Annotated in this window: 13 protein-coding genes; 1 reads left to right on the forward strand and 12 read right to left on the reverse strand. The window is 31.3% G+C overall.

Annotation, left to right across the window (positions count from 1 at the left end; all coding sequences use genetic code 4):
- Window positions 1-71 precede the first annotated feature (71 nt).
- The 10 genes from C4B25_RS00615 to C4B25_RS00660 all read right to left on the reverse strand — a co-directional run bounded on the left by C4B25_RS00615 (window position 72) and on the right by C4B25_RS00660 (window position 13,563).
- Window positions 72-1,844: an SGNH/GDSL hydrolase family protein gene (locus tag C4B25_RS00615; RefSeq protein ID WP_131613132.1), complete on the reverse strand. Its 1,773-nt coding sequence runs from the start codon at window positions 1,842-1,844 to the stop codon at window positions 72-74.
- A gap of 193 nt (window positions 1,845-2,037) precedes the next feature.
- Window positions 2,038-3,276 carry a hypothetical protein gene (locus tag C4B25_RS00620; protein ID WP_131613133.1) on the reverse strand — a complete coding sequence of 413 codons (1,239 nt, stop codon included), beginning with the start codon at window positions 3,274-3,276 and terminating at the stop codon, window positions 2,038-2,040.
- A 158-nt stretch (window positions 3,277-3,434) separates the two neighbouring features.
- Window positions 3,435-4,013 (reverse strand): YaaA family protein, encoded by a 579-nt coding sequence (locus C4B25_RS00625; RefSeq protein WP_131613134.1) that lies wholly within the window; start codon window positions 4,011-4,013, stop codon window positions 3,435-3,437.
- Between the two features lie 83 nt (window positions 4,014-4,096).
- Window positions 4,097-4,351, reverse strand: a complete 255-nt coding sequence (locus C4B25_RS00630; protein ID WP_131613135.1) for a hypothetical protein — start codon at window positions 4,349-4,351, stop codon at window positions 4,097-4,099.
- A 32-nt stretch (window positions 4,352-4,383) separates the two neighbouring features.
- Entirely contained in the window at window positions 4,384-5,388 is a 1,005-nt protein-coding gene (locus C4B25_RS00635) for a PTS sugar transporter subunit IIA (protein WP_131613136.1), read from the reverse strand.
- The gene (locus C4B25_RS00640) at window positions 5,388-6,728 is read right to left on the reverse strand and encodes a hypothetical protein (RefSeq protein WP_131613137.1); all 1,341 of its coding nucleotides are present in this window, start codon (window positions 6,726-6,728) and stop codon (window positions 5,388-5,390) included. Before C4B25_RS00640 ends, C4B25_RS00635 begins: the two co-directional genes overlap by 1 nt.
- Window positions 6,728-9,712 carry an MGH1-like glycoside hydrolase domain-containing protein gene (locus tag C4B25_RS00645; RefSeq protein WP_131613138.1) on the reverse strand — a complete coding sequence of 995 codons (2,985 nt, stop codon included), beginning with the start codon at window positions 9,710-9,712 and terminating at the stop codon, window positions 6,728-6,730. Before C4B25_RS00645 ends, C4B25_RS00640 begins: the two co-directional genes overlap by 1 nt.
- Window positions 9,712-11,742, reverse strand: a complete 2,031-nt coding sequence (locus tag C4B25_RS00650; protein WP_131613139.1) for a PTS transporter subunit EIIC — start codon at window positions 11,740-11,742, stop codon at window positions 9,712-9,714. The genes C4B25_RS00645 and C4B25_RS00650 overlap by 1 nt, the downstream gene beginning before the upstream one ends.
- A gap of 93 nt (window positions 11,743-11,835) precedes the next feature.
- A complete protein-coding gene (locus C4B25_RS00655; RefSeq protein ID WP_131613140.1) occupies window positions 11,836-12,600 on the reverse strand; it encodes a MurR/RpiR family transcriptional regulator in 765 nt (254 codons plus the stop codon).
- A 129-nt stretch (window positions 12,601-12,729) separates the two neighbouring features.
- Window positions 12,730-13,563, reverse strand: coding sequence for an MAGa7180 family putative nuclease (locus C4B25_RS00660; protein ID WP_131613141.1), 834 nt, complete (start codon window positions 13,561-13,563; stop codon window positions 12,730-12,732).
- A 159-nt stretch (window positions 13,564-13,722) separates the two neighbouring features.
- Here C4B25_RS00660 and C4B25_RS00665 point away from each other — a divergent pair, with 159 nt between their 5' ends.
- Window positions 13,723-15,198, forward strand: a complete 1,476-nt coding sequence (locus C4B25_RS00665) for a hypothetical protein (protein ID WP_131613142.1) — start codon at window positions 13,723-13,725, stop codon at window positions 15,196-15,198.
- A gap of 273 nt (window positions 15,199-15,471) precedes the next feature.
- Here C4B25_RS00665 and C4B25_RS00670 read toward each other — a convergent pair whose 3' ends face one another.
- Both C4B25_RS00670 and C4B25_RS00675 read right to left on the reverse strand, forming a co-directional pair.
- Complete coding sequence (locus C4B25_RS00670; RefSeq protein ID WP_131613143.1) at window positions 15,472-17,409, reverse strand: hypothetical protein; 1,938 nt, start codon at window positions 17,407-17,409, stop codon at window positions 15,472-15,474.
- Window positions 17,410-17,427: 18 nt separating this feature from the next.
- On the reverse strand, window positions 17,428-18,495 hold the full coding sequence (locus C4B25_RS00675) for a glycosyltransferase (RefSeq protein WP_131613144.1): 1,068 nt from the start codon (window positions 18,493-18,495) through the stop codon (window positions 17,428-17,430).
- Between the last annotated feature and the right edge of the window lie 33 nt (window positions 18,496-18,528).

The raw sequence follows: 18,528 nt of genomic DNA on the forward strand, positions 1-18,528 counted from the left end.
TCAATACCAATATATGTATATTAAACACTTTTTTTATAAAATTATTTGATATTTTCTTCTATCATAACTCATTATATTTTTGTGTATTCAAATGCTGAAATACCTTTGTTTAGGGTGCTTTCTATGATTTTTACATCATCTTGTTTTGATGAAATCCAGTTCTTAAACAACCTCATAGATTTAGCATTATTTGAATTTAAATATTTCATAGAAACATTGAAATATTTGTCCAATAGCTTGTTTATTGCTCCCGTAGTAGCTTTAGTTCCAATAGAGTTAGTTATTGAATCCTGCGATGCTTTTTCGAAAGTTTTAACTTTTTCCATTATAGTTTTCACCACTCTTGCAAATATATATTTCAAATCCTGATCTATAGCTTCACGCACTTTTGGATCTTGACTTTTGTAACCTTCATTTGCAGATTTCATCATAGAAAGGATTAATGGTTTAATTCTTTCTATTGTATTTAACAATTTAGTTCTTTTAACCCCTTGAGATTTAAGAGTTTCTATAGCAGGTAATGTGTTCTCATTATATTTTTTGGAAGTTATTATTTTTTCCATAATTAAATCAATTGACCTAGCCATGAACTTAATTAATTTTGTTGGTTTAACCTTGTCCTGTACCGCTTGAGCTTCAGGCTCTAATTTAGTTTCTTTAAAATTACCTTTTTCATCTTTTTCCGAATATTTAAGAATAGTCGAATGATAATCTTTGTTCAATCTTTTTTCTATATCACCATCATTAGAGAAGTTTGATTTAAGCGCTTCTTTTGAAATGCCATCACCATTTAAATTAGCGAGAATCGTTGCTGCCATTTCCCTATAACCTTTTGGTCCTGGGTGTATATCGAATAATTCAGAACTTAATGAAAGTGATTTATTATCTCATTCACTTGTTGAATAAGCATCAACGTAATCAACAGTTTTAAATTTCCTTGATATTTCAGTAGAAATAGAAGAAAGTTTTCTTAAAAGTTCAACAGCAACCTCGATTGTTTTACCATTCTTATCAGTTTTCATCATTTTTAATAATGGCGCTAATTGATTCATTGGCATCGGGTAACCCACCAATACAATTTTTGTTGTTGGGTTAATTTCTTTAATCTTTGCGATTGAACGAATTAAATTTAACCTTGCCTGTTCAATTATTTTTTCCATTTTGGTTTCATCACCAAAATCAATAAATTTATTTAAATCACCCTCAAATGAAAGTGAACTTGGATCAAGCAATAGATCATATATTGTTTGTCCACCTATTGTTATTTGTCCCAATATGTCATTGGCACCAATAGATATAGTTACTAAGTTAGCTTTTTGAAGTTTACTGTGTATTGTTTTAAATCTCTCTTTTTCTTTTCCATCAACAAGAAAATCCACTTGAAATTGTGTCCCTTGTTCTTTTTCAGATAACTCGAATTTTGGATCAAGTTGTTTAGCTAAGGTTGATGTTGTCGCCCCTGCTATCGCGAAGTTATCGAAGTCACTTAATACATTCTTTTCTTGGAATGCTCTGGCGATGTATGAACTATATGAAATTCCGCTTACCTTTTTTGTTTTTTTGTCATAGTGTCCTCTATGTTTATCTTCTGTGATACCTTCTAATAATGTATATCCAGAGGCTACTGAGTCGCCTAATGCAACTAAATTAACTCCTTTTGAATCTATAACTTTATTGGAATCATCATCATGTTTCAATATTTCTTCTTCATATTTCTTCATCATCTTTTGATTCTCGGAAATAGTTTTATTATTACCGCAAGAAATTATGGTGGCTATTGGAACAACTGTTACTGAAACAGCTGCCAACAATCCTAACGAGACTTGTTTTGTCTTCTTCTTCATTCAACACTCCTTTTTTTATAAGTGAATAATAGTATATGGTTGAAACTATATACTTCAATTATTATATAGGTAAAACAAATAAAAAACAAAAGTATTTATTTTAATCCTGGTATAGGTCAAAAAAATACTTTTATTTTATACTATTTTTCATTAATGGGATAACTCAAAGGTTATCGCAAAAAGCTTTTTAATGCTATTTAACTTGGTACAATTCAGCTATTTTAGTCAATATAGAAATTACAGGTGTTGCGAATTTCTTAATATTTTCCGAAAGTGGTAGTTTAGTCATTAAATCATTTATTTCTTTTTGTGAAAGTTTCATTTTAGGATCTAGAGGTGTTAAATTACCAGACATAATCTTTCCAAGCATTATTTGAATTTTAGTTAATGCAGGTGAACTCAACAGACTTAAAATAGAACCTAGACCTGGTTGATTATTGTTATTGCTATAGATATTCTTTGCAGGTGTTTTTTTACTTTTACTATCCAATAAATCCATAATAAACTTACCAATAGGTTTCTTAGGCATTTTACTTATTAAGAATGGTTTTATAACGGACATCAATGAATCTAATTTCTTAGTTAATGATGTTTTGTCAGTTTCCTTTAGAATAGATCAAATAATTGAAGGCAGTTTTATTCTCATATCTTTAAGTAAATTAATTGTTTTGCCGTTTATTATTATCGAAACAGTAATTTTAGAATTATTTATTTGTTTTAGGAATGATGTAAACTCACCTACAGTGATTCCAACTTTTTCAAAGTCAGCTTTTGATTTATCTCAAACGGAAGTAATAAGCATACCAACAAGTTCTTGAAAACTATCAGTATCATTCATTAAAGCTAATCCTAGTGTTAAAAGACCTCCTTGTCTATTTGGATTTAATAAATCTCTTAAAGACGCTCTTTTAATCTTATGTGGGTTTTTCTTATTATCTTTTATATCTTTATCATGAAGTTCTTTATCTTGTTTATCGAAAGCTAAAAGTTTCCCATCAATTACGCCTCCAACTATATCTTCAGTTATTTTATAAAAATTATTATTCTTAGTTAATTTCCCTAGTAAAGGTTTTATTTTCGGGGCATCTTTTGACATTGAAGTCATTAATTCTTTCAGTATGTCTGATACTGCATAATATAAAGGATCAACATATTTGGTTGACTTTGTATCGAAATACTTAGCTCCATTAACTTCTTTAACTAATTTATTAGCTACATTTAAATCAGTTGATTTCTTTTTAGCATTTTCAAATATTTTATCTAAATTAACCACAGCATTGACTTGTTCAACACTTTTCGTTTCAACGTTCTTATCTTTTGTTGTCTCAGGTTTTGCTTTTTTCTTTCCACAAGAAATGGTGGTTGCTATTGGTGTTGCTATAGCTGTTAATGTCGCTGCTACTCCCAATGATAATTTAATTTTTTTATTCATTTTTCTCTCCTTAGTATTGAATTACTCTTCAACACCAAACCATTATATTTGAATGCATTTTTAGCAATTGTTAATGATATTGTGAGTGATATTGTGAGTGATATTGTCTAAAACAAGCAAATAAAAAAACCTAATTTTCATTAAGGTTCCTTTAAAATCTATTTCTTTTTAATTAATTCGTGAAGCTTTTTACCTCTAGCTTCTTTAAGTTTGAAGTTTGTCCCCTCAAATTCAAACTCTGTCATTTCTCTTTTGATGAATTGTGAGTACTCTTTTGATGCCAAGTTGATAACTTCATCTTCATCCTTGAAGTAATCATTAATTTTATCTGCTCATATTTCTTTTAAATCAACAATATCTTGCTTAAGATTAAAATATAACCTATAAGGAGCGATTAAATCATATGGTTTAATAATTCCATATAGTGAATCGATGATTACAACGTGTTCATTTAATCATTCTTTATCATATTCATCTAGTTTTAATTCTTTATACACATGTCCCGCATACATTTCTATTGCATAGTAAAGCTTTTTACCATGATCTTGATGCATGTCGTAAACTTCTTGTGTCTTCTTATCTGATAATCCATAAAGTTCTTTATGCTCTTCTAGTGAAAGCGCTTTAAATTTAGGAAAGATTTCTTTTGCAGTCATAATGTATTTTGGTCTTGGTGTTGTAGACTCGACTACGTTTTCTAAATTAAAAGTCTTTGCTGGTCCAATAATAATTTTCATACAAAAATTATACAAAAAAAGGCGAATAAAAAAGTCTCTATATAATAGAAACCTTTTTATATTTGAATAATTGTGTATTTAACTTAAGAGATAAACATTCCGGTTACCGCCATTACACCAAGAGCCATAATAACACTTATCAAGAAACCAAATACTGGCCCTCAATTTTGATATCACTTTAACTTAATTTGTTTTAATGGTGGTAATGTTTCATTTCTTAATAACACACTCTTTTTATAAGATTGTGTTTTGAAGAACATCACAATACCTGCTATTCCTATTATTATGAAAATAATAAGTGTAATAGCGAATAATCATACTGGCATTTGTGTTTTCATGTTTTCTCCTTTATTAGCAAATAATTATCTAATTATTCTTCTACAGGAAGTGTAACTGTCCCGTATTTAATATTCTTAGCAATTGTTTTTGCTTTACTTTCAAGTTGTAGTTCACCTTTTGTTTCAGGAGTACATACAATCATGGTTGTTATATTATATTCTAATTTAGAAATTTCTGCTAAATCAGCTTTAATAATATCTTGACCACTTTTAACAAAGTCACCTTGTTTAACTAATGATTCAAAATGTTTACCATCAAGTTTAACTGTATCAATACCAATGTGAACAAGAATTGAAGTTCCACTTGGTGTTTCAATTCCATAAGCATGGTTTGTAGGGAAAATAGTTGTTATTTTACCCGATACTGGTGCTGAGAAAGTTACTTTTTCAGCTTTAGGAAGAATAGCAATACCCTTACCTAATAATCCTTGTGAGAAAGCTGGATCATCAACTTTTGCTAATTCAATTAATTTACCACCGATTGGTGCAACTAATTCATCTGGTTCATTCTTTTTAGATTGTTTTTGGAAATCTCTTTCCTGTTTTTTAGTTTTGAAAGAGTTTGCTTTTTTAGCAAAGAATTGTGGAGTGTTTTTAACACCATTAGCAACTCCTTTACCAAATGCAACAGTTCCTTCTTTGAAATCTACTATTTCTTGTTTGTACCCTGGGAAAAGTTTTAAGAAACGTGCTTTGAAGATTCAAATAATCAATACAACAATATAAGTAAATATTGTGAATATTAGATAATGTCATCAGTATGCAACATAGAATGATGAAACACCATAGAATGCATTATATCTTCATAACATTTCTCCAATAGTCATTGCAAGTATTGCAACGATTGAACCTATAAAGAAAGCTATTGTTAATTTACTTTTCTCGAATGGTAATTCTGCATCTTTTTTAAACAGTTTAATTGTTCATTTGATACATGATAGTAGAACCATGAATGCAGCGAATAAGACAATTATAAATAATATATCTCATGTCATTGCCGCTCCTCTGGCTCATATATTTGTACTTTGGAATGACATTAATTACCTTCTTTCGGATGCGCTAACGATGTTCCCGCTTTCATGTAGAAAGTTTGTGAGGCATCTTTTTTATTTGTGAAGTAGTAGAAGTAGTTTGTTCTGTGTCCAAGATTTTCAATTCAATCTGAAAGGAAGTAGTTTGAACCTTCATTACCAGCTCATGTACGAGCAACAACTTTTACATCTCAGTTACCATTTTTACCAAATAGTTCTTTGATGATTGGTTGTTCTGAATTAACAAACATTTTATTTTTAATGAATTCTGTTAATTCTGAAACCTTTTGAGAACCTTTGAATTTCTTAGCTTCAACATTAGCTTTTTGGTCTCAATAACCAAAGTTATATTCTTTATCAATGCTTGTTTTCTTATCATTTATTTTTCCAGTTTTAAGATCAACTTGACCTGTGAATTCTGGAACATAAGGATCAGATTTTGCTGCGTTTAATGGGTACATTCCACCCATTAAATCAGCACTTTTTGCTGGGTTATACATTTTACTGAATGAAGCGTCTGCAACAACAGAGTGGTTAGCTTTGTCAACAGTTGCTTGTCCTCCGAAAATCGAAGCTTCACTTAAAACTCTTCTTAACTGTGTAGTTGTTGTTATAGATTTAGCATCTTTAACATTTAAAATTGCTTTAAGTCTTTTCATTTCAATTGCCGGATCATCTGTTAGAGATGAATCATCAATAGGAATGTCTATATTTAGAGTCATGAATTTTTTCATGAATCTTCTTTTCATAGGTGTTTGTAAGTCAGCTCTAAATTCTGCATGTAAGTATTTACCTTCAGTAGCTTTATTACCTTTAACAAATTCACCTTGTTTTACAACAACTTTTGTAGGATAAATAACAATTGTTCTATTGTAAATAGTACTCATTTTATTTAGTAAAAGTTGTAAGTCTTTAGTTACCGCTGAATTTTCTCTGATTTGATTGATTGCTCAACCAACATAATCTGAACCGAAGTTACCAATTCCACCTTTTTCATCAAGGAAGAATCTTCTAGCATCCTTTTCAGTAACAACATTTTTTACATTTGAGTAACGTTTTTGTTTACCATTATACTCTCAGTTACCTGTTGCAGCATTTTTTGTAGTTCATGAGTTATAAACAACTTGATCTGCATAATATTGATTAAACATAGATTCTTGAACTGTTGTTTGAATCATTTCTTTGATTGTTGAGTATTCTTTTGAATCAAAATCACTTTTATCAAGGTGCATATCTTTTTGTTCTCTAGTTTGATCTACATTACATGAGGTAGTAACAATTGGAACTGCAGCTGTAACAGCTACTAAAAGACCAATTTTAATTGATTTAGATTTTAGCAATTTCATTATTTACCTCCGTTACTTTGAATAAAGTTTTTGTACATTAATAGATACATTCCTGATGATCAAGAGAAACCTTTCGCATTTAGCCCTTTACCAGTTAGAGGATTATAGTTCTCTCTAATTGGAGCACCTTCCATTAACCCGTCAGCATGTCTATATAGTTTATCAACCATATATGTTGCTTCGTTGTGGAATCCACTTCTTTCAAGACCTTGAACACCGAAGTAAGCTTGATCTAATCAAACTGGACCACGTCAGTATTGATCTGGTTCAAATTTCTCATTATTTTTAGCTGCTGTTGGGAATGGCATGTATGTGTTGAATCCTTGTGGATCCATTATGAAATCTCTAACTTTTGAAGCATGATCTGATGTAGCTGCTTTTGCTCATAGAGGAATAAATCCTTCTGGACCAGCTCCACGATTTGAAAGTAACATATCTTGACTTTCGTCACGTTTATTATTGCTTCCAAGTTTTCATTTTAAATCATAGAAGAACCCTGATTTTTTATCATACATTTTGTCATTAATATAGTTACCTAAGAAGTTAAGGTCATTTTTGAATGCTTTAATATCACCTTCAAATGATTTACCGAATCCTCTCATGATGTTTTTAGTTTTATCAAAACTGTGAACTTGAGCAAGTCTATCTTCAATACCTGGTTTTACAAGGTATTTGTAAGTTTTAGAATTTTTGTCATTTCCAGCTAATTCACTATATTTAACACCCATATCTTTAAGTCTTTCAGCAAGTTGAATCATGTATCTTTTTTCTGCATACATGTATGAGTTTAAGTCAACTGATTCTTGTTGGATAACATATCCATTAGCTGTACCGTCTTTATTTCTTTGAATTGTATATTCAAGACCGTTATCGAAGTTTTTCGCATCTTGGTCTTTTGGTGATGAACCGTTTGAGTCGAATCTAGGAGCATTATCCATTCCTGATTCTCAAGCAACGGCTGTTGTAATTGTTTGTTTAGAGTTATTTACTCATCCACCTGAACCATCGAAGATAGTTCCTCCGTATTCATTAACACCATTATGATCACCATCTCTATTTGAGTATCATCATGCGTGGTAAGCAGCAATTCTGTTATACATGAATTTACCGAAGTTAACAGCTAATTCTCTGTATGTTTTACCTGTATGAGGATCTTTATCATTTGGATCTAATTTATCCATAATTGTATTAATAACGTTATTAACCGCTCATGCTGATAGAGGAGGTTTTGTATCACGTCAGTTTGTTTCGCCTTGTTCATAAGCAACAAGGTCAGGAATCATACCAACATCATTTTTCGCTCTAACTTTTGAGTAGTTTCATAGTTTTTTAGATTCTGGATCTTGAGTAACTTGATAATCGTACATAACTTTAACGTTATCGATAGCAAGCTTAGGATCGAAGTTAACTTCGGCTGTTGCTTGTTTTCAAGTATCTCATGATCAGAATTCATTAAATCATTGGATTGATAATGATGGAGTAACACCTTGGTGTTCAAGCATACCAGCATTACCTCTTCAGTTGTTTACTAGAGTTTCCATTGCTTTAACAGCAACTTTTTGATAATCAAAGTTTTTATTTGGATCATTCCCAATTAAGTTTTTAATATATCTTTCTCATCTATCAACTGATTTTTGGAATAGTTTGTCAGCTTCTTTAACATTTTCTAATGCTTCACCAGCAGAACCTTTACCAAATATTTGACCAACAACAGTTTCACCTTCGTTATCACCGTGTTTTTCATATTTGAACCCTAATCTTTCTTCAGCTGTAAATGTAAATGAAGTACCTACATACATGTGATTTGAAGAATTAGCACCAACTATGAATGGTTTTTTAAGTGTTGCTTCGTAACTTTTATCGCCAGTTGTGATGTTAACATCTTGACCAAATTTCATGTTTCATTGTCATTCGTCTGAATGTCCAAGGAAGTTACCACTACCATTTGGTTTATTAAATTTAATTGTCATTGTGTTTTTCATCACTTTTTCTTGTGAAGCATCTGCAATAGGTGTTAAATCTGATGCAGTTGCTGTAGAAGTTTTATAAGTATATTTATCAACACCATTTGTTGTTGTTTTAGTTACTTCAGCAAGTTTCACTTCAGCTGCATGATTCTTAAAGTAATTTAAATTATTTACTTTAGCAACAGATCATGTGTGGTCTGTATCAGGAGCATGCCCATTTTTACCTTCTGCAAGAATGTATTTAGAGCTACCAGTTTTTGAAGAAAGATCATTTTTAGCTCAAGCACTCTTGATATAGTAAAGAGCTTTTCCTGCACCTTTTCCTGAAAGGATTTGACCGAATTTGTTACGTTTAAATGCATTTTCAGTAACTTTTGCATTTTTATTCATTGTAGTTTGAATAGCATTTTTAGCACCTGGGAATGTTTCCCCGTGTCAAGAAAGCTTGAATGCTTTTTTACTTGATGATTTATTAACAATATTATATTTTACGTATGATGTTTTATTTTGGACAAAACGTAAGTTTAGTTGAACTGTAAAGTCATCGAATTCAAATTCTTGTCACAGCCCACCTGGGTATTGCTTAATATGAACTTTATTTTTAGGGAGTGTTCCAAAAGGTCTTTTAACTTCAGAATCTTCAACGATATTTCCTTTTTTGTCAATATCATATTCTGAAACTTGAAGAATATCTAAAGATTTACCAATTGATCTTGGATATTCTTTACGAACGATAAGAGGTTGAGTGAATCCACCTCAGAAACCTTTTGATTCGTAATCTGGGAGAGCAAAAGCGTGTCATGAACCTAAATCAGCAAATGGTGCAATTCTTGATTCATATTGAGATTCCCCATAGTTAACAGGAACCCCCATGTTATCAATAAGATTCTCAAATTTAGAGATTTTAGTTCCGTTGTTTTTCTCAGCATTTTTCTCTGCTACCGCAACGAATATTGCACCTGATGCTGCGACTGTACCGGCTGCCAAACCTAGTGTTGCCATTGTTTTTAATTTCATTATGCTACCGCCTTTTTAACTTGCGAATCTTCTGTCTCATTCGCCTTTTTTTCCATATATTCTTTAATATTTGTTTTAATAATATCTGCTTCTCCACCGAATATTGATTGAGTACCGTTACCACTTATAATTACGGCTACGGCACCTAACCCTTTAAGTGTTTCACTTTGCACTTTTTCAGGGTTTTTAACTGCAACTCTTAATCTTGTTGCACAAGCATCAACGTTTTCAAGGTTATCCATACCACCAAGACCTTGAATAATGTCTAATGTTCTTTGTCCGCCTGGTACACCTTCGCTATCGCCTGGTTCCCCGCCAACGGCTCCATTTTTACCACGAACATCTGCTTTTGTATATAGTTTCAATTCTCCAGTTGTTCTTCCTGGTAATTGAATATCTTTTCATTTGATGATGAAGTAGAATAGTGTTGCTTCAACAACAGCGTATCCAATACCTTCAATTGGTACAAGTCATCATCTTGTGTCATGACCGTTCAATGAAGGGATAATACCGAAGATAATTCAGTCAAGCATTCCTCCTGAGAATGTCATACCAATCTTAATTCCTGTAACATTTGCCAATAAGTATGATGATGCAAAGATAGGAACATGTACTAAGTAGTATAGTGCTGGTGATACAAATAAGAATGTAAATTCTAGTGGTTCTGTAATACCAGTTAAGAATGATGTAAGTGCAGCTGAGAAGTAGATACCCATTGCTGCTTTTCTGTTTTGTTTAGGAACAGTTAATCACATAGCAATCGCAACCGCTGGAAGTGCAAACATCATGATTGCAAATTCTCCTGATTGGAATCTACCAATGTGTAGTCCTGAAGCTCATACATCTTGAACTTTTAATTTACCATCTGCTAGAACGGCCATCATTCCTGATTGGTCCCCTTGTGCAGTTAGTGTTGTTGCTGATTTAACATCGCTGGCTGACATAAAGTCTGAGATTTGTCCCCCTGCTGATGTTCATCATAGTGGTGCATAGAATACGTGGTGTAATCCGAATGGGATTAATGAACGTTTTGCTATACCGAATACAAATGAATCTAATCCTAATGGAAGAGTTCCTGATCATTTACCAAATTCTGTTAACAGGTTACCAAATCCTGGTCATAGAATAATAAATAATGCTGATAGTGGTAATACCGCGATAAATGCAATAATTGGAACGGCTCTAACACCACCAAAGAATGCAATAAATTTTGGTAATTGAATTTTGTAGAATTTATTGTAGATAGTTGCCACTAACGCACCTACTGCAATACCACCAAATACACCAGTATTTAGTGATCCACCGAAGCTACCCATACCTGTTTGGGCACCGATTCCAAGAACTGGAGTAACAATTGAAGGTGTAACTCCAAGAGCTCCTTTTCAGAATCATAGATCGTATGTAAGTGGTGCTTTTTCAATTGATTTAGCATCAAATACAGTAATATCTGAAGGGTTAATTGTTGAACCAAATCTTGCTGTTAGATCTTGTGCAAGAACGTCCTTCATACCGATATGGTGAGCACCGAATCCACCAACTGTAACACCAGTTGTTTGATATGGTGGAATGTACCCTTGGTTTCTCATAGTGAATGCAAAGTTGTGGAAGTCAGTATTTGCAACACCAGTTATTGATGAACCATTATTCGGGAATCTTTTTCAATTTAATTTAAAGTCTGCAATTATTCTTCACTCGGTTACTCCGTGTTTCATAAATGCAGCCATGAACATATTGAATACCAATCATGCGATAATAGCTGTTAGACCTGCAACCCCAGCATCCTTAGTGAATGCTATAGCTACTGAAACAGCAAATAACGCCGGAAGATTTTGGAATGGTATATTCCCAGTTGTTCTTAAGACACGACCAACTCATCAAATTCCAGAATATTCCATTGATTGTCCAACTATTGTTGTACCAACACCAAGGAACAGTCCAGCTACCGGTAGTAATGCAATCGGTAACATGAACGCTTTTGAAAGTTTTGATAAAGAAGCCATCGCCTTAGCTTTCTTTTGTTTTCACGACATATTTTCCTTTCATAAAATAAACAGTTTTTCACTGCAATATAATTATGCTTTAGGACTTCGTGCTATGATGACCAAAAAAATAGCACGGTCGTGCTATTTGCTTTTGACTGCTATTCATTTTTCTCAAATTACCATTCCAACATGCCTCATTAATTCTTTTTTAAGTAAACTTTTATACTCATAATCTTCAAAATAACTTAATGAAGGCACGGAAATATTGATATGTGATAAATCTTCAATTTCTTTATTACCATCAATATTAATCGAAATAACTTTTACTCCTAGCGCTCTTGCTCTTTGTGCTGCACGTATACATTCTTCTTTACCTTCTGGACAAGAAAGTATAACTGCTATACTTCTTGGATTCAATAGTCCAAAAAACTCCTCTAAGAAATAAGTATGCGTAGCAAATAAACCTGAAGCCGTAAAATTCCATGTTAAATATTGAGCTATATTTCCAGACATTCTGTGACCATAAAATATAAAGGTCTTATCTTTGTCTAGTAATAGTTCAACAATTTCTTCCATTGCTTTTTGATTTTTTTCAGATGCTATTGTTTTCTGTGAATTAATTATTTCTAAGTTGATTTTTTCTTGAAGTGAATCTATTGATATCCTTGATAGAATACGTTGCTCAAATATAATAGAGTTAACAAATTCAACCCATGAAATAAATCCTGCTTTTTTAATGAACCTTGAAACCGACGAATGATTACATGGTACTAAATTAGCAATTTCAGTTGCTGACATTTTGTGAACTTTCTTTGCGTTTTTCATGATCACTTCATGTATTAATAAATCAGTATTAGAAAATTTAATTTCAGAAGAAATAGCCCTGCTTAATTTCCTTAGTGACAAGTGTCACCTCCTCAATTAATTTACCCCTTTAAAAACGGGTGCATATTAATTATTACACATATTTTTATTTATTAACATTCAATTTTAATAAAATATTCTGAAAATATTTTCAAAAAAAGCAACACCCTTTTATAGTGTGCTAATATCAATTTTTCCTTGTATAAGTCATTTTTCTTGCAATTCTTTTCATTCTTGTTCATCACGACAAAGTAGGAAATCGATTAGATCTTTATCTCTTCTTTCGTCATATTGTGGAGATACTCCAGCAGATGTATATTTTCTATATCAAGTTTTAACCGTATTAATATCATCTTCTACTTGTGTTCTATTAATTCTAAATGGTCATGTTTTTGTTTTACGTTCTTGGATTGGATATAACTCAGGTAAAGCGTAATCTTCTTCCTCTAAAAATGTACCAACAATAGCGTAAGTTTCTAACCCCATTAGATATGTATAAAGTTGTGCTTGTTTTAAGTAAGCTTCAGGAACACCAAAACGTTTTCATTGTTCGAGTTTTTTAGCTCCAGCAGTTTTAACCTCAATAACAACGTTACCAGGTTGAGCAAGTCCATCTGGAAGTCCTCCGATGATATCATCTTTACCCGCAAAATAATCGTAGTTATATTCTTTAGCATCGAAACCTTGAACTGATTGAACTCCTGGTTGTGATCTTATTAAATCAAGAACTTTAGGTTCAACAGCAACCCCAGCATTAATATACTTTTTATTTAAAATCGGCATATCCAATCAAGACATTCTAGCGAATGCTTTAAATGGTGATTTAAATTGATCTGTTTCTAAAACATCACCAACTGATGAACCACCCATTTTTTTAAATCCAAATCTCCCTCATAAATTTTTATTTTTTAGTTTTTCGTGGAAGTTTGGTAGCAATTTCAATACTTTTTGTTCTGTATCTAGAGAGTACTCTCTTCCGTTATAAAAGTGTCTTTTAATATTCATAGTTTTATTATACCTTTTAACTTGGCAACAAGATTGATATTATAAAAAAGTTCATTTAATTAGGTGCGTTGTTTTGAAACTTAAATTCTTATAACTCTATTGTTGTTAAATACTCATAATAAAGCATTATAATTTCATAAAGAAAGTCAAGGTGAGAAGATGAGAAGAACACAAACAATAGAAATTAACAAAATAAAACAGCCTCAGGCCCCAACCAAAAAATCAATATTAGTGCTTTATACACTTCAAGTGCTTATTGAAATATTTGCTGTTGCTTTAACAATAGGTCTCGTGTATAGCAAGGTAGGAAGTATATCAGCTGGACTTATAACTTTCATGGGTGGAATTATATTCGCTATCTCTGGTACATTTGGTTTAGCAACCATAGTATCAGTGCCTGTAAAGAATACACACTCTTATAAAGCGCATGTCGCCGCATTTATAATGGTTCTAATTTGTACAATTGGAATCTTAGTGTCTCTAAAATCTCCTTTATATGGTGTTATATCTTATACAACACTGTTTGTACTAATACCTTTTCAAATTGGTCTTATATTATTCGAACATTTTCATTGAAAAAAAATGAAAGGTGTTTCTAAGGGGATTTCATTAACAATCTTCATTCTTACAATCATCATTTCTTTATGAATGCTATTAACTTCTATAATATTCCCAATATTATGAATATTTATTAAGCGTCCTTCACTTGAAAAAAGTAAAAGCGAAAATATAATTGCAACAGCTGAGTTAGATAAGAAACAAGGTTATGCACCATTTGCTTCAAGATGAAGTGAAGAACCTAAAAAATCACCAGCAACATTTAAGATAGATGAGAATGTAACGAACATCTATGAATGAGCTCCTAAAGCGGATCCAATTAAGAAACATGATAACTTAGTATTATTCGTTCATGGGCTGAATGGAACTCGTTACACAGCAATGAGATACGCACAAATCTTCTATAACAATATTAAAGCAACTGATAGTTCAAACAATGTAATCAATAATAATGAGAAATACAAAATGCTTTCATTCGATATGCGTGGTTTTGGAGCTAATAGAGACCTTCATAGAACATATGCACTAAAGGAGGCTGATGACTTAAATAATGCTTTTAAAGCAGTTATTAAACAATACTCACCAGCACATCTTCTTATATATGGTATTTCGAATGGTGCAGCAAGTACAATTTCATTTGCTACAAAATATCAAAGAACAATTAATGAATCAAAAACAGATGTAAGATTAATTGAAGAATCAGGTTATACATCACCAAGAGCTGAACTGGCAGCTATGACAGATCAATTTAAAGTACCACATCAAATAACAATGCCACAAGCTTTCCCTTTATATAGATTACTTACAGGTACATATTGAGGTAAAAGAGATTTCCTAGAAGAAATTAATAAAGTTAAACAACCACTAATGATTATCCATGGTGAAAAAGATTTCATCGTTCCACCTTCAATGGGTCACAACCTTTGAAATAAAAGACAAGAAAATAAATCACTTAAGACTTCAGCACTATTTATGGAAAAAGCTGGACATGTTAAAGTAGGTAGAGAATTCATTCCACAATTCATCAATGGTATAAATAAATTCCTTCGTGAAGATTATGGTAAAACAACAATTTAGCTTGTTGTTTTTTTGTTGCATAAAAAAATGGAGCCGAAGCTCCGTGTTAAGTAGGTGAGAATACCTAGGCAAGCCTAGGCGGTTACTACCTTCAATAACACTTATATTATTATATATGTTTTTATTTAAAAGTCAATCAAATACAATTTTTTATTTTATAAATTTCTTTTGTTTAAGGTTGCTCCATGGTTTCTGTACTGTGATTTTCCCATAAAATAAATTGCATATGCCTAAATTATTAGGAATAAAAAAGTAGTCAAAACTACTTTTAAATTATCTTTCAATTATGTACATACCATTTTCTATTTTAAGATGATCTTTTTTGTTTCATCCAAAGTGTTTAAGGATGTCTTCTGCATATTCTTTATGTCTAAAAGCGTACACTTCAGCTTTGTCGATATTATTTCAACTAGCTCCATTAGTTTTCTTCTCATAAATTTTTGCATATTCAATTGTTCATTTATAAATCCCATCATTTTCAATATTATTTTGAATACTATCAAAGTTCTGTTCGACATATCATTTTCTACCTAACATAGTTACGAATAGGTCACCATGGAATAATTCTCTGTGTTGACTCGCATTCATTAGTGAGTGATTATCTTTTCCATTGATACCCATGATAAATGCCGGAACATCTGAATAAACCTTTTTATCCTTGTATTTTTCTAATGTTTTTCACTCATTATTTTTAACTCATTTATAATTTTGAGCTACACTAGTTGAAGGGTTTGTAGAGAAATATCTTGGCTCAGATTTATGGAATACAGTTATAGCAGGGAATGTTATAACCATTGGTATTAGTGCTAACGATTTTCAAGTGAACTTCTCAGCTGGATACGTTTCATATAAGAATAGTGAGAATAAAACCAAAACAATTGAAGCGGCGGGGTCTACTGTTCTTAAAAGAATGTAACGAGGTACTCTTGGAGATATTTTAATTAATACATAATATGCTGCACAAATAACCACAAATGCCAACCCTATTTTTATCCAAGAAGTCAATTCTTTTTTTCATAGTGCATCTAAGATCATTCACATAACCATTGGCACACCTCATAAATAAGGGTCAACAACCATTTTTGTGATTATCCCTTGAATACTTGACGTTCTATCGAATTTATATGCTATTGCAATCATTAGCAACAGACCTATTGCTGTTAATACTAATGAGGAGATAAGTTTAAACTTTTTAGTAACTTTATATAGTTCTTTACGCTCTTTGCCTTTGAAGATTATTTTATTTACCTTTAGTAAGAAACCATCATGCTCTGAATCTTTTATTATCGGTGTGTATGAGAGGAAAAACAACGGAGACATGATTAATGGAATAATCATAAGCTTCTCGCTCATGTTTGCTAAAGTCATAACAAAGACCACCGTAACCATAATCGAAATAATTATTGAATCAATAAATTCTTTTAATGTAAATCTTCTCTTCATAAAAACATATACTAATGAGATTGGAGCGAGCAATAGTGAAGAGAATGAAAATATTCCAAATGCAAGTGGTGCAAGTAAGAACATTTTTGTATTCTTCCTCATTGCGACCAAAATAATAGTCACAAGAGAAACAATAACTCAGTTAACGGAAGAAGTTACAAAAGGAAGCGAAAGTGCAAATGTTATTGAAATTATCATTATTACCACCAATGAAAATAACCCTTGTTCTTTTCTTGCATCATCCATTATTTTGAAAATGGCTGTTGAGAATATCGAAATAACAATAACATCACCACCTATAGAAAATACATCGACAGGTCTTGGGAACATTGCAGCAAAACTATAAAATGAAGGCAAGTTATAAACTGGATCTGTATTATCGTTTGAATTGCGCTTAATAAAGTTTGAAGTTTCCGCATAAGCCAAAGCATCTGTGTTCATTCTTGTAAATCACATTCTAATAAAGAATATTATTGCCATAGACATGTAAAGAGGCGCTATTCATTTTAAAGTTTTAACTAAATTTTGTATATTGAATTTTTTTAGCTTTATAGACTTGTATATTAAGAAAGAATATAGAGTGATATAACCTAATGAAAATATAGTGGTAATTAATTTAATGTTAATAGTGAATGAATTTGTAACATTGATGAACAAAAACATAGATATAAAAGAAACTATATATACTGATATTATATGTTGTTTATCTCATAATAGAGAAACCATTAATGGCATTAACAATGTTGATATTATTAGTAAAATAAGCATAAAAAAATTATACCTTGTTTAAACAAAAATATAACTTTCTAATATTTCTATGTATTTATCAAAGGAATAATATTCTTTGATATCTTGAACTTGTTTTTTTGTAGGTAAATTAGCATCAATAGCTTTTTTAAGTTGTTCTACAAATTCCTCTTTATTTTCAGCGATATACATAATATCTTTAAGTTTAGGATCATAAGAATCTCACGAAGGTGCACTAACTAATAAATTACCGGCACAAGCTGATTCAATCATTGATAAACTATAACCTTCTATTGAACCTGTATGTAAACCAATTTTAGAATTTGCAAGAACTTCTAATGCATTATCAGTTCTACCCATGTATTTTAGATTCTTTGGCTTTTCTAATGACTCTCAAGTTTTTCTATAGTCATCAGCAATATTTCCATAAATATAAATATCTTCTTCTATTTCTTTAGCTGCATCAACTATTCAATCTATATTTTTTATATAAGCAACTCTACCCATAAAAGTAATATCTTTTCTCTTTGGATTCAGCGGAGCCATCTTTCCATTTAAGAAATTAGGAATAAATTTGAATTCAACATCCTTAAATTTTTCATTTAATATTTTTTCCGTTTTAGGATCTAAACAAACAACTCTTTTAATTTTCTTGTTAATTGTGCGCTTTTGAAGATTTATTAATTTACCCATAAGTGCTCCACCACCATATTGGTGATGCATATATAGAGTTGTTTTTTCTTTGTTTTTCTTCGATAATCATTTTAAGATCATTGGATTTTGAACTATGATTACATCTCTATCTTCTAACGCTTTATTTAAACGTTTTTTTGTTGCTAGTCCAACAGGGAATATTGTAGTAGCTACTCTTCAAAGAAAAAGCGGAGATAAACTAAACTTATTAGTGCTTGTTTCTTTATTTTTTCTTAAAGTAGTTTGCTCCACTTTTTTATCAACAGAATAAGGGGAATTGATAACTGGTTGATCAAGTCCAATCCTAATAACATCATGTCCTTTAGCTGCTCAATGATTAGCTAAAGTTGTAGACATTCTTGAAAGTCCACCAGTTCCACCAAGTGAATAATGTAATATTGCTATTTTTTTCATAGTCTAATTATATATTTAAAAATAAAAAATGAG

This window comes from Mycoplasma todarodis, assembly GCF_004335995.1.
Taxonomy (GTDB): Bacteria; Bacillota_I; Bacilli_A; order Mycoplasmatales; family Metamycoplasmataceae; genus Mycoplasma_K; species Mycoplasma_K todarodis.